Genomic DNA, 12,658 nt, shown 5'->3' on the forward strand with positions numbered 1-12,658 from the left:
GGGGCGGCTTGGTTCAGCCCGCCGCGGGCACAGGGTGGTGACGCCGGTGATGTGGTCCCAGACGGCGAAGCGGGTGGTCATCTCGGCCCGGTACTACAGCCGTGAGTCGCGAGTGTGGTCTCTTCGGTCGCGGGTGGCGTGATGGCTTCGGCGGGCGCGGGTCTGGTGGGTGCGGCGCCAGAGGGACTGGGTGATGACGAGGGCGGCCGGGGTGTGTGGTGGGGGCCAGGCGAGGCGGTTGAGAAGCCGGCGGATCTCTTCGGGGGTGTAGCGAATCAGTGAGCCCTTTCAGAGTGACCTTCAGCTGGACCCCTCAGACCGGCCTGAGCTGGACGAATACGGCACGGTGTCACCCGATCAGGGGCCACTCTGAAAATGCTCAGTTGGCCAGCGAACCGACGGCTGCCCCTTTTTGAGGTGCTGTGGGCGGTTCGTCGTGCGGGGTCGGGGCCAGAGGCGGCTGCTCGGGCTCGGTGGTGCCGGTGCGGCTGGCGGTGACGGTCAGGAAGGCGAGGGCGGCCATCGACAGGGTGATGTGGCGCATCCAGGCGTCCCAGGTGCGGACCTCGTAGTGATCGAGGCCGCAGTCGGACTTGGCGGTCTCGAAGCAGTCCTCAATGGACCAGCGCAGGCCCATCACCCGGATGATCTCGCTGATGGGGGTGCCGGTGCGGGCGTGGACGGCGAAGTAGGCGATTTTGGACGGGTCGCTGACCGAGCGGCGCACGAGCAGGAGGTGGACGAAGCCGCCACGGGGGCCTCCGTCAGCGCCGCCGGGCCAGGTGACCTCGGCCAGGGCCCAGTCGTAACGGCGCTCACCCTTGGCCCCGGCACCGCAGGAGCGGCGCTCGAAGACCAGCGGGGTGCCCGCGGCCAGGGCATCCACCCGCAGGTGGCCGGAGCCGGGGGTCACCACGGTCTCGTCCGCCGGCACCGCCATCACATACGGGATACGTCGGCGCTCCAATGCCGCGCGGAGCTTGCGGTCCTGTCCGTAGAGGCTGTCGGCGGCCACCCAGCCGAACGGCACCCCGGCCCGGCGGCAGCGCTCGATCATGCGCCGGCCCAGCTCCGGCTTGGTCACCACCTCCCGCCCCCGGGACCGGGGGATCCTCGCCTCCCGGCACCGCCCGGCGTCCTGGGTCCAGACGGCCAAAACGTAGGCCTCCCGGTCCATCAACGCACGGCCGGTGTCGGCTGGCGTAGGCGCAGAACACCATGACCTGGCAGTTCTCGACCTGCCCGGTGATCCCGGCGTACTGCCGGGCCACCCCCGCCGACTTCACGCCCTTCTTCAACAACGCCGTCTCGTCCAGCACCAGCACCCCGTCCGGCCGCCCCAGATGCAGGGCTAATTCATTGTCGTGTTGATCACGCTGCGTCGCAGGTCAGGGATAGTCCGAGGAGGTCGAGCGGGCGGGTGAAGGGTGTGTAGGAGACCTCTCGGAGTCCGGCGGCGATGTGGTGGTGGCCGGCATCGCGGAGGGTGCTGATCGCGAGGTTCCGTAAAGTGGCCATGTTCGCGGGTCCGTGTCCGGTGCGGATCTTGGAGGCGTCCTCGGCGAACGTGGTGTCCCGGACGTGGTGGACGGCCTCGATGCCCCAATGAGCTCTGGCGATACGGCCGATGAGCTGTGGTGATGCCTCGCGTGCGGTCATGTCGGTGATGGCGTGGACGGTCTGTCGGGTGACACGCCCGGTCTTCGCATCGGTGCGGTGCCGCAGGATCTTCACTGCCTGGACGACGTGGGGGAAGTCCAGGCCGAGGTCGGTGACGGTGAGGGTTCGAACCGAGCGGGTCTCGCGGCGGCCGTGCCCCCGCGCACGGTCGTAGCGGCGGGCGGTCACCTCCTTCCATGGCAGGGCCTTGATGGCCGTGTGGAGGTTGGGCTGGTTGCCCTTGACGATCATCAGGTAGTGGGCGTTCTTGGCCTCGACCAGCCATTTCGCGTGTTCGTGCTGGGTGTGGAGGGCGTCAGCGGTGACCCGGGTGCCGGTCAGATCGAACGGATCCAACAGGGCGGTGAACGCGGTGATCTCGTTCGTCTTGTCCGGCACGCGAATCTGGCTCACGGTGCGGCCGGCGGCCGTGACCGCGGACAACAGGTGGGCGGCCGGGCCGTTGTCGGTGCCTGAGCCTCGTGCATTCTTGCCGTCCACCGCGACCGATTCCGTGCCGGCGGGGTTGTGCCCGAGGAGGTCGGCGAGCCCGCCGGGACACACCTGAATCAGCACCCGACGCACGGTCGAGGGCGAGGCCGGACGGCGCACCCCGAGGGGGCCATGTGGATGAAATCCCAGGTGGTAGAGGGTGTCCTGGGGTGCGTGGCGGACCCACTGCCCGATCGCCACGTAGGAGCGGGCGCCCGCCAGGACCGCGCACGCCGCCGTCAGTAACACCGAGACGAGACCGTGCCTGCGCCCCCGGCCTGTCCCGCGGATCCGGCAGACACGCCAACCGCGCCGCCATGCCGGAAAGTTCACGATGCTCACGCGAGGGCGACTTGGTCAGACAAACAGTGGCAGACTGGCGGCACATCGGAGCTCCGGCGGTCGGGTGACTTGGTAGGTCCCCTTGATCATCGGAGCTTCGTTGTGTCCGGCGTGCCCATACTGAAGGTCCGTCACACGGCGTGACCTGCCGCTTCTCCCCACAGCCAGGACTATGAATCAGCCCTGGTCCCAGATGCGACCCCACGAACGAGCGCACACAGTCCCGGAGCTGGTCGGCAAGCCAGGTCGAGCGGGACAAGAACCACTGCACCCGGCCCGGCGTCGCGTGCCCGACATGCTCCGCGATCTGCCAGCCGTTCTTCCGCTCGATGGGCGCGATCAGCGCCTTCACATACGCCATCGCCATCCGCCGCCGGTCAACCCGCCCGAACACCCAATGAGGGGCCCCGAGGTTTCCGGACAGCGACCCAATAGGGTTGTCTTGTAAGGAAACGAGGAAGTAGCAGTGAAACGTCCGAAGTACACGCCAGAGTTCCGTGAGGAAGCGGTCCAGCTGGCGCTGAAGTCCAGTAAGTCCATTTCCGAGGTCGCCAGGGAAATCGGTGTGAGTCCCGAGACGCTCCGGACATGGGTGCGCCGGTACGAGCGCGAGCATGGCCGACAGGGTGGCACGTTCTCCACAGACGAACGAGCACGGCTGAAGGAACAGGACCGCCGCATCCGCGAGCTGGAGATGGAGAATGTGTTCCTGAAAAAATCCGCAGCGTACTTCGCGAGGGATCCTCGGTAGCGAGCAGGTACGAGTTCATCGAGGCGATGCGACTCGGCACAGCGGAGTACGCGTATCCCGTCACGTTCATGTGTGATCTGCTCGGCGTTTTTACATCCGGCTACTATGAATGGCTGGGACGTCCGGATTCGGCGATGGCTCGGCGGCGCGAAGAACTCAAACTGCTGGTGAAGAAGGCATTCAAGATTTCCGACAGCACGTACGGCCACCGCCGGATCCACGCCCAGCTCGGCCGCTGGGGCGTGAGGGCCGGCCTGGAGTTGATCCGCTCGCTGATGCGTGACCTGGGCCTGGTTCCCTGTCAGCCGAGGCCGAAGCGGTGGTCACTCACCCGGGCCGCGGCCGGCCCGGTGCCGGACCTCGTCGGCCGCAACTTCACCGCCGACGCCCCCGGCGAGAAACTCGTCGGCGACATCACCGACTCTGTTGCTGAATCCGACGCGGTTGGTCAGGGCGCGAGTTGGTGAGCGAGTCGGGTGAGTCGGCTGGTTCTGGGGTCGGGGGTGGTCTGGGTCCAGTGGGCGTCGAGTCGGACGACGTTGATCGCAGTGGCGGAGAAGGCGTGCTGGAGGGTGGTCTTGGGCAGGCCGCGGTAGCGGGCTCGGCGGATCCCGGTGATGTCGAGGGCCTGGTTGATGGTGCCTTCGATGCCGGCCCGCAGGGCGTACTTGCTCCGCCAGGACTCGGTGGCCTGTTCGGCGCGGGCTGCGGCGGTTCGTTCGTGCAGCTCGCGGGGGCGCAGGGTGAGCATTCGGGTGCCCCGGCCGGAGGCGGTGCACTTGGTGTTGGAGGGGCAGGGACGGCAGTCGGCGCGGGCGAAGTCGATCACGATGGCGTCGCGGCCGTGCTGGGTGACGGGGTACCAGCCTCTGCTGGTGGCCCCTTCGGGGCAGCGGACCTGCCGGGCGGCCCAGTCGATGCGGAACGCGCTCTTGTCGAAGCCCTCAGCGGCCCTGGCCTGGGGCGAATGGTCGGCGAGCAGCGGGGTGACCATCGTGATCCCCCGGTCGGCCGCCTGCGCGACCAGGTCTGCGGAGGGGTAGCCGGAGTCCAGGTAATGCTCGCCCGGGCTCAGCTCACGCGCCGCCAGGGACTGCTGGATCGGTGTGGTGGCCTTGACGTCCGGGACGGTCGCCAGGGTGGTGTGCACGTCGGTGACCAGCCGCAACCCGCGCTCGGCTTCGGCTTCGGCTTTGGCGGGAGCATGACATGTTTCGGTGAGGTGGACCTTGTATCCGCACCAGAACAACTCGTCTGCCTTGGCCGACCAGCGTGCGTCGGCGTCGTAGGGGGAGGCGAGCCGCAGATGGCCGGGCGGGACGCCGTCCACCCCGGCCTCCCGCTTCCTGACCACCTCCCGTCCGGGTGTGTCGGTATGAACGTAGTAGGTCTGCAGGAAGATCTGCCGCAACAGCCGTACCGGCTCGATCTCGCGTAGCCACCCCGGGGTACCGGGCGCGTGGAGCGCGTGCAGCAGCAGGTGGGCGTCCTGTCCGTAGACCTCGGCCAGCCGGTCCCGTTTGCCCTGGGAGGACGGCAGTTTCCAGGAATCGATCCGGGCCGCATACCGCACCTCCCACTCCGTCACCGGCACCGCACCCGTCAGCCAGGACGGGGCCGTGAGGGCGAGGGCCTCCAGCGCGGCGCGCACGCTCTCGCCGGCCAGTTCCAGCCGGTTCAGGTCACGCACCGCGGAGATGACATGGGTGGAGTCGCTGCGCTGCTTCCCGCCGGCTCCGATCAGACCGGTGACACGGCAGTGCTCGACCAGGCGGTCGAAGACCACGCGTTCCAGGCCGTGCCCGACAAGGCGGGCCCGGAACTTCGACAGCGCGGTGAAGTCGAAGCCGATAGCGGTCAGCTCCGTACCCAGCGCGTACTTCCACGACAGGCGGTCTCGCAGTGCGTCCGCGGCCTGCCGGTCGGTGAGGTTCTCGGCGAACTGCAAGACCGTCACCAGAGCCAACAGCCCAGGAGACTGGGCTGGGGCACCACGGCCGGGGAAGGCATCGGTGAACAGTGAGTCGTCGAAGACCTCGGCGAGGTGGTCACGGACCCGCATGGGCAGACTGCCGTCCGGGAAGGCGGCACGCGCCACCCTCATGGTCTCCTCAGGGACGGGCGGCAGCCCCATCGGCCGCATGGACACAGCAGTACCCCCCTGCGGCCGGGACAGACAAGACGACCGCACCAACGATCATCCCGGACCCGGCTGCTACCCCACAGGCGATTCAGCAAGAGAGTCATCACCTACGTCAAAACCGCCGAGGGCTGGCTCTACCTCGCCACCGTCATCGACTGCTGCACGAAGGAAGTAATCGGCTACGCGATGGACGACCACTACCAAACCCCCCTCATATCGCAAGCCATCCACCGTGCGGCCCGGAACCGTAAACTTGCCAAGAACGCGATATTCCGCTCGGACCGCGGGAGTAACTACATGTCAGCCGAGTTCGGCGACACCCTGAAACTGTTCAATCTACGCAGGTCCGCCGGCCGCACCGGGATCTGCTTCGATAACGCGATGGCCGAATCCTTCTTCGGCGCCCTGAAGAACGAATGAGTCTCCCGAGTCGCGTACCTGACCCGAGAGGCGGCACGACAGGACATCACCCAATATATCGAGCTCTGGTACAATCACAGATGCCTACACTCGGCCATAGGCTATCGCCCTCCGCGAGAAGCACACGCCGAATACACGCAGATGCGCATAGCCGCGTGAAATAGACGGTCAAAACACCGTCCGGCAAACGCGAGGCCCCTCAGACCAACGCGTCACACACCCAACAGACACTCACGGCTGTAGTGCCAGTGGCTAAAACAATGAAATTCGCTGGCGTCTCGGTGTTGGCTGCGGCTCTTGCTGTCGGATTCGGCCCGGTGAGCCAGGCCGATACGCTTCCCGCCCCGGCCACGAACGGACGATCTCGCTGATGGGGGTGCCGGTGCGGGCGTGGACGGCGAAGTAGGCGATCCGGGACGGGTCGCTGATGGAGCGGCGGACCAGCAGCAGGTGGACGAACCCGCGGCGGGGACCGCCGTCGGCGCCGCCGGGCCAGGTGACCTCGGCCAGGGCCCAGTCGTAGCGGCGCTCACCCTTGGCCCCGGCGCCGCAGGAGCGGCGCTCGAAGACCAGCGGGATGCCCGCGGTCAGCGCGTCGACCCGTAGCGGGCCGGTGCCGTGTGTCGCCATGGTCTCGTCCACCGGGACCGCCATCACATACGGGATGCGTCGGCGCTCGAGTGCGGCGCGGAGTTTGCGGTCCTGGCCGTAGAGGCTGTCGCCGGCCACCCAGCCGAACGGCACCCCGGCCCGGCGGCAGCGTTCGATCATGCGCCGGCCCAGCTCCGGCTTGGTCACCACCTCCCTGGCCCGGGGCCGGGGGATCTTCGCGCCCCGGCACCGCCCGGCGTCCTGGGTCCAGACGGCCAAAACGTAGGCCTCCCGGTCGATCAACGCGCGGCCGGTGCCGGTGGCATACGCGCAGAACACCATGACCTGGCAGTTCTCGATCTGCCCGGTGATCCTGGCGCACTGCCGGGCCACCCCGGCCGACTTGGTGCCCTTCTTCAAAAACGCCGTCTCGTCCAGGACCAGCACCCCGTCCGGCCGCCCCAGATGAACAACGACGAACGAGCGCACACAGTCCCGGAGCTGGTCGGCAAGCCACGTCGAGCGGGACAGGAACCACTGCACCCGGTCCAGCGTCGCATGCCCGGCATATTCCGCGATCTGCCAGCCGTTCTTCCGCTCTACCGGCGCGATCAGCGCCTTCAGATACGCCACCGCCGTCCGCCGCCGGTCAACCCGCCCGAACACCCAGGCCACCGAGGCGAAGAACTCCTCGAACCAGCCCGACCACACCTGTACCGCACGCTCCGTACCCACGAACAGCCCAACGCGTCACACACCCAACAGACACTCACGGCTGTAGTACCTGCGACGCAGCGTGATCAACACGACAATGAATTAGCCCTGGCCGTCATGTTGCGGTTGCAGGAAGCTCTCTAGGTGAAGCGGCTTTCCAGGACGGTGCCCTCACTGCTGGTAGCCGGCGTCCACGGTCGAATCGATATTACTGGAGATTAAATGACACCCAAGGCGAGACAGTTTCTTTCCCTGGCAGCCACCGCGCTGGCTTTGACGGGTGGACTGTACACCGCAGCTGCTGGCCCTGCCGCAGCAGACCCCGCTCTTAAAAGCAGCTACATGTGGCGGGCTCCTCTCGATCCGGATTTCGCAGGAAAGAGAATCACCTACAATGTGCCGATGACTGCCAGTGCCGATACGAAGACTGCCATTGTGGCTGCATTCAACGGCTGGAGTGACAGTTTAGTCGGAAATAACACCCTTTTCGCGGAAGGCCGTCAGAGGGACACGGACACCCCGGCCGGGAAAAAAACGCTATACGGCCCTGCAATACGATTTAAGATGGTAACGCAATCGGAGATGAAGAGGGAAACGCTGGTCGATTATACCAGTGCGGCCGTTAATAAACTGTTCAGAACCGTCACGAATTGCCCTGAGGTCTGGGCAGGGAAATCGTGCGGCCGAGGCTTACCGATGGTGATCCTCCTCAATAAACAAGTATTTGACGCCGGTAAAGGTTATACGGCGGCGCAGCAGCAGATGATGATTTCGCATGAGATCGGCCACGCTCTTGGGCTAGACCACAGCAAGGCTCCGTATAAGTGTGAGCTTATGTTGCCATGGGCGGACGCCGGCATCTTTGACGCTTCCGGTACGACGGAAATCATTACTCGAAATAGCATCAGTTGTCCTGCTTACACACCTCTCCGCCCCACCACGGCCGAGAAGGATATGGTGAAGAAACTTTATTCCGACAATAGCACTCCTCTTGTGTGAGAGCGCGGTATTCTCGTGCCAAATATGGGCGTACGTTCACCGATCATGGAGGTGGAGATGAGCAAGTTTAGAAGGTTAATGAGCGCAACTATGCTGTGTGCGTTGTCGGCCGCGGCCCCGTTCGTGGCTGCCCCGTCGGCCTACGCGGCGGTGGGGGCAATTGAGCTGTCCGGCCAGATCGGGTTGGGATTGGATTTCTGCATGGATGCCCACACAAACACCGTGGGCACCAAGGTGCAACTTTATGGGTGCAACTTGACCACTCACGCACAGGAATTCACTTTTTATCAGGACGGCACGCTGCGCAGAGGCTTCACAGAAGAGGGGGAAGGTGGCGGGCGTTGCGTCAATGCGCGAGCAGACGGCCTCCTCTGGCTGGATAACTGCCAAGCAGCAAGCATGCAGTGGCTACCCCAGGCGAACGGGGCACTATATAATCCAGTGATCGATAAATGTATTTCATATCCGCAGCCCGCTCCCGGCACGGTCACCGCAGACCCTTACGTGAATTCGACGCAGCTGGTGGCCGCACCTTGTAATGATGGCGAATATCAAAATTGGACCCTCCCGAACTGGGGCAGAATTAAGCATATCGGCAGCGGGAAGTGCGTGGATGGCTATGGTGATTGGGTAGGTAACAATTGGAAAGTGCGGATCATGGACTGTGCCGGTGCAAGCAACCTAGAGCAGAGATGGGCATTTGAAAATGGAAGAATCAGGAACATGCGCGATGAAACTCGGTGCCTGACGCCAGAAAGTGGCACGGCCCCGGGCACCAAAGTGTCAATCGGGACCTGCTGGGGTTACAGGAGCACTTCGCAGGATTGGACTCTCGGCGCCGATGGACTTGTGAAGCACAACCTGACTGGTCTCTGCCTCGACCTGCCCGGTAACGTAGCGACTAACAATACCTGGCTGCAGCTCAACACATGCACCGTCCAGCCCAGTACTACCTGGGCCTTCCCCCCCATAGGCGGAATCGTTCGCTGACCGGCACTCAGGTCGGGCGGAGGCGAAGCCGGAAGGAACCCTGGCGGCGGACGCCGGAGCAAAGCGGACCCGCTCAACAGCTGAAGGCCTGGACCCCCGTAAAACAGGGTCACCTCCCAGGCGAAGCCTGGGAGGTGACCCTGTTCGGGTGCGGAGCGAAACGAACCCGTCTGAGCGAAGCGTAGGACACCGGCCCGAAGGGCCGCTCTGGCACTGTCACGTTGTAGGTGGCGGGGTGGGATGATCTTCGGGTTGGCTGTTTCAGGGAGGGGAGCCGGCCGTGTCGTCCACACCGCCGTCGTACAGAAACCACCGTTACCCGGCGGAGATCATTGCGCACTGTGTGTGGCTGTATTTCCGTTTCCCGCTCAGCTTCCGGGAGGCAGAGGAGCTGATGCTGGAGCGTGGCGTCGTCGTGTCCTACGAGACGGTCCGGCGCTGGTGCCTGAAGTTCGGCCAGGGCTACGCCAATGCCCTGCGTCGGCGGCGTCCGAAGCCGGGTGACAAGTGGCACCTCGACGAGGTGTTCATCAAGATCAACGGCGAGCGGAAGTACCTGGGGCGGGCCGTGGATGCCGACGGCAACGTGCTGGACATCCTGGTGCAGAGCCGGCGTGACAAGGCCGCGGCCAGGAGGTTCTTCCGCCGGCTCCTCACCACCACCGGGCAGGGCTAATTCAAAGTCACCGGCTGGCCGCATCGTCGCAGGTCAAGGCGTTGAGCCCAGACGCACCCTCGACGCCGAGTTGATGCCCAGTCAGGCAACGTCATGCAGCGAAGCAACGTTGACCTGCACAGACGGCGACTTGGCCGCGTGTCCGGCTCAACGAGACGAGTCGGCTTGCCACGACTTTGAATCGGCCCTGCCACCACCGGGCAGGTGCCCCGGGTCATCGTCACCGACAAGCTCCGCTCCTACGGTGCCGCGCACCGTGAGGTCATGCCCTCGGTCGAGCACCGCTCCCACAAGGGCTTGAACAACCGGGCGGAGAACTCACACCAGCCGACCAGACAGCGCGAACGCGCGATGAAAGGCTTCCGCAGCACCGGCTCGGCCCAGCGGTTCCTGTCCGCGTTCACCGGGATCTCACCCCACTTCCGACCCCGCCGACACCTATGACCGCCGGCCGCCACCGCCTCGAAATGATGATCCGCTTCACCATCTGGAACCACATCACCGGCAGCACAGGCGTACCCGCCACGGCCTGAACACGGCCCCGCCAACATCGCCATGCCAACACTGTTGCGTTTGAGGGAGACGTCGCAGGTCAACGGGTTGAATGAGACAACGGGACCCTTGAGGATCAACGATCGGCGAAGAAAGTCGATCAAGCTCAGGAGTCCCGTTGCGGGAGAAGTCTGTCATCACTCGGACGATCGAGGCAGCCGGGGGCGTGCATGCACCCGGGCATCTGGGCGAGTTGACCCAGATCGTGGACTTCGAGCTGGTGGACGCGGTGCTGGAGGAGACCGGAACCCGCGAGAAACGGCTGCGGCTGCTGCCGTCGAGGGTGGTGGTCTACTTCGTCCTCGCGCTGGCCCTGTTCGAGAACTGCTCCTACCGGGCGGTGTGGGGCAAGCTGACCGTCGGCCTGGCCGGGCTGCCGCTGCTGCACCCGGCCGTCTCCTCGCTGTCGCGGGCCCGGCGGCGGATAGGCATTGCTCCGCTGAGGCGCCTGTTCGAGATCCTGGCCGGGCCCGTCGCCCACCGTGGACAGGCCGGCGCATTCTGGCGGGGCTTGCGGACCGTGGCCGTCGACGGGACCCTGCTGCGCATCCCGGACGAGGCGCAGATCACCTGGCGTTCCGCGAAGCGGGCCGGTGACCATCTGGAGTTCGGCTACCCGCTGCTGCGGCTCGTCGTCCTGGTCGAGTGCGGCACCCGTGCCGTCCTGGCCGCCGCCTTCGGCCCCGAGAGCGACGGCGAACTGACCTACGCCCAGCGTCTGTTAAGTGCACTGGACCACACGATGCTCCTGTTGGGCGATGCCGGATTCGACGCGAACACCTTCGCCCGGGACGTCCACGCCACCGGCGCCCAGTTCCTGGTGCGTTCCTCCGCCCGCCGCATCCCCACCCCTTTCCGGCATCTTGCCGACGGCTCTTACCTGGCCCGGATCGGCTACGGTGCCCTGCCCGCCCTGCTGACCGTCCGCGTCATCGAGGCCCAGGTCACCGTCGCCCTGGCGGACGGCACTGTGCGTCGCGAGCAGTGGCGCCTGCTGACCAGTCTCCTGGACGCCACGCGCTACCCCGCCGCCGAACTGATCACCCTGTATCACGAAAGGTGGCAGACGGAGACGACGTACTTCTCGATCAAGGCCACGATGCTCGACGGGCGCGTTCTGCGATCGCGCAGCCTGCCCGGCCTCGACCAGGAGGTCTACGCCCTGCTCACCGCCTACCAGGCCTTGATCCGCGCTGCCGCCGACACCGCCTGCACCCGGCCCGGCCTGGACATGGACCGCATCAGCTTCACCGTCCTGCTCAGCTCTGCCGCCGACACCGTCACCACCGCGACCGGCATCCTGCCACCGCCAGGACCCGCCGACCTCGTCGGCACCATCGGCCGGGCCGTCCTCGACGCCCTGCACCCCGCCCGCCACCGGCACCGCGTCAAAGCCCGCACCCGCAAGAACCCCACCAGCAAATACGGACCGAACGCCGGACAGCGCCCCACGACCAGCCAGAACTACACCGTCCACACCACCGTCACGTTCTTCGAGCACGGACTCGGGGAGTATCACGAAAGCGGTGTTCGCCACTCGGTTGGCGTAGAGGCTCGCGACCCGGTCACGGACGTAAACGCAACGGTGTTGAGTCTGAGGACCCCTCGTTCGCTGGAGCCGAGGAGATTTGGCTCTCCAGCGGCATGGATGAGGACTACGACTTCCGCTAACAACCTCGGCGGTCGGCCTGTGGTGTGACACGGGCTGGGGCTCGCTGCTGCGTGCGGTGAGCTGGGAGAGGCTGGGCCGTGGCGAGCGGTGCTCGTGTGGTCGGTGCGCAGCATTCGCACGGCCGCCGTCAGCTCTCGTACAGGTCGCGCATCGCGGCGTAGAACTTCTGGGGGAAGGCGGCCTCGCAGCCGTCGCAGTGGTACCGGAGGAAGTCGGTGCGGGCCGGATGGTCCTGCTGCGCGGAGCGGCCGACGCTGCGGAACTCGGGCCGCATTGTTCGAGAGCACAGCGGGCATGGGTCTGTGTAGATCAGCTCGTTCGTCATGCCGCGCACTGTGCACACGGCGCCCGCTTACTGTCTCGGGCTGCTGTGGTGGCCCGCCTGGCGGGCCCCACGGTAAAGACTTGGTGATGGCCTCCCGCCCGGCGGGAAGGGCTTCGGATCGCGCTTTTCCGCAGGTCAAACCGGGTGTTCCATGGCCCGATGATCAGCCAAACACCGATCCGTCCGGGAGACGGGCGCTATCTCTTCCGCGGCGTGATGGTCGGGGACGGCCACCGTCCGAGCAATAGTCAAGAGTTGTGGATCGGTGGGGTTGTTCAGGCTGCGGTGGTCTCGGGGTGGTCGGTGAGGTGGCCGTTGTGGAAGCGGGCGCC

Annotated in this window: 10 protein-coding genes and 4 pseudogenes; 8 read left to right on the plus strand and 6 right to left on the minus strand. The window is 65.8% G+C overall.

Annotated features, from left to right (window positions below):
• Positions 1 to 379: 379 nt before the first annotated feature.
• From ACFYP3_RS35490 to ACFYP3_RS35500, 3 genes and pseudogenes are all read right to left on the minus strand, one after another.
• Positions 380 to 1,186, minus strand: a pseudogene (locus ACFYP3_RS35490) (IS701 family transposase); the annotation flags it as partial.
• A gap of 7 nt (positions 1,187 to 1,193) precedes the next feature.
• Positions 1,194 to 1,349, minus strand: a pseudogene (locus tag ACFYP3_RS35495) (transposase); the annotation flags it as partial.
• A 22-nt stretch (positions 1,350 to 1,371) separates the two neighbouring features.
• A complete protein-coding gene (locus ACFYP3_RS35500; RefSeq protein ID WP_388842007.1) occupies positions 1,372 to 2,493 on the minus strand; it encodes an ISAs1 family transposase in 1,122 nt (373 codons plus the stop codon).
• Between the two features lie 466 nt (positions 2,494 to 2,959).
• Between ACFYP3_RS35500 and ACFYP3_RS35505 the strand changes: the two genes are divergently transcribed.
• Positions 2,960 to 3,244, plus strand: coding sequence for a transposase (locus ACFYP3_RS35505; RefSeq protein WP_388842009.1), 285 nt, complete (start codon positions 2,960 to 2,962; stop codon positions 3,242 to 3,244).
• A gap of 26 nt (positions 3,245 to 3,270) precedes the next feature.
• On the plus strand, positions 3,271 to 3,711 hold the full coding sequence (locus ACFYP3_RS35510; RefSeq protein WP_388842011.1) for an IS3 family transposase: 441 nt from the start codon (positions 3,271 to 3,273) through the stop codon (positions 3,709 to 3,711).
• On the opposite strand, the gene ACFYP3_RS35515 is transcribed toward ACFYP3_RS35510, so the two are convergent.
• The gene (locus ACFYP3_RS35515; RefSeq protein ID WP_388842013.1) at positions 3,693 to 5,348 is read right to left on the minus strand and encodes an IS1182 family transposase; all 1,656 of its coding nucleotides are present in this window, start codon (positions 5,346 to 5,348) and stop codon (positions 3,693 to 3,695) included. The genes ACFYP3_RS35510 and ACFYP3_RS35515 overlap by 19 nt on opposite strands.
• Between ACFYP3_RS35515 and ACFYP3_RS35520 the strand changes: the two genes are divergently transcribed.
• Positions 5,289 to 5,807 (plus strand): DDE-type integrase/transposase/recombinase, encoded by a 519-nt coding sequence (locus tag ACFYP3_RS35520; RefSeq protein ID WP_388842015.1) that lies wholly within the window; start codon positions 5,289 to 5,291, stop codon positions 5,805 to 5,807. The two genes, ACFYP3_RS35515 and ACFYP3_RS35520, sit on opposite strands and share 60 nt — an antisense overlap.
• Positions 5,808 to 6,059: 252 nt before the next feature.
• Here the strand turns inward: ACFYP3_RS35520 and ACFYP3_RS35525 are convergent, their stop codons facing one another.
• The gene (locus ACFYP3_RS35525) at positions 6,060 to 7,133 is read right to left on the minus strand and encodes an IS701 family transposase (protein ID WP_388842017.1); all 1,074 of its coding nucleotides are present in this window, start codon (positions 7,131 to 7,133) and stop codon (positions 6,060 to 6,062) included.
• A 201-nt stretch (positions 7,134 to 7,334) separates the two neighbouring features.
• On the opposite strand from ACFYP3_RS35525, the gene ACFYP3_RS35530 reads away from it, so the two are divergent.
• The 5 genes and pseudogenes from ACFYP3_RS35530 (at position 7,335) to ACFYP3_RS35550 (ending at position 12,028) form a co-directional block, all read left to right on the plus strand.
• Positions 7,335 to 8,111 carry a hypothetical protein gene (locus ACFYP3_RS35530; protein WP_388842019.1) on the plus strand — a complete coding sequence of 259 codons (777 nt, stop codon included), beginning with the start codon at positions 7,335 to 7,337 and terminating at the stop codon, positions 8,109 to 8,111.
• 45 nt (positions 8,112 to 8,156) lie between these two features.
• Entirely contained in the window at positions 8,157 to 9,101 is a 945-nt protein-coding gene (locus ACFYP3_RS35535) for a ricin-type beta-trefoil lectin domain protein (protein WP_388842021.1), read from the plus strand.
• Positions 9,102 to 9,450: 349 nt separating this feature from the next.
• Positions 9,451 to 9,765: pseudogene (locus tag ACFYP3_RS35540) on the plus strand (IS6 family transposase); the annotation flags it as partial.
• A 219-nt stretch (positions 9,766 to 9,984) separates the two neighbouring features.
• Positions 9,985 to 10,206, plus strand: a pseudogene (locus ACFYP3_RS35545) (DDE-type integrase/transposase/recombinase); the annotation flags it as partial.
• A 289-nt stretch (positions 10,207 to 10,495) separates the two neighbouring features.
• Positions 10,496 to 12,028 (plus strand): IS4 family transposase, encoded by a 1,533-nt coding sequence (locus ACFYP3_RS35550; protein WP_388842023.1) that lies wholly within the window; start codon positions 10,496 to 10,498, stop codon positions 12,026 to 12,028.
• 100 nt (positions 12,029 to 12,128) lie between these two features.
• On the opposite strand, the gene ACFYP3_RS35555 is transcribed toward ACFYP3_RS35550, so the two are convergent.
• A complete protein-coding gene (locus tag ACFYP3_RS35555; RefSeq protein WP_388842025.1) occupies positions 12,129 to 12,275 on the minus strand; it encodes a hypothetical protein in 147 nt (48 codons plus the stop codon).
• Positions 12,276 to 12,658: the final 383 nt, after the last annotated feature.

The organism is Streptomyces sp. NPDC005533 (assembly GCF_042871845.1).
GTDB lineage: Bacteria > Actinomycetota > Actinomycetes > Streptomycetales > Streptomycetaceae > Streptomyces.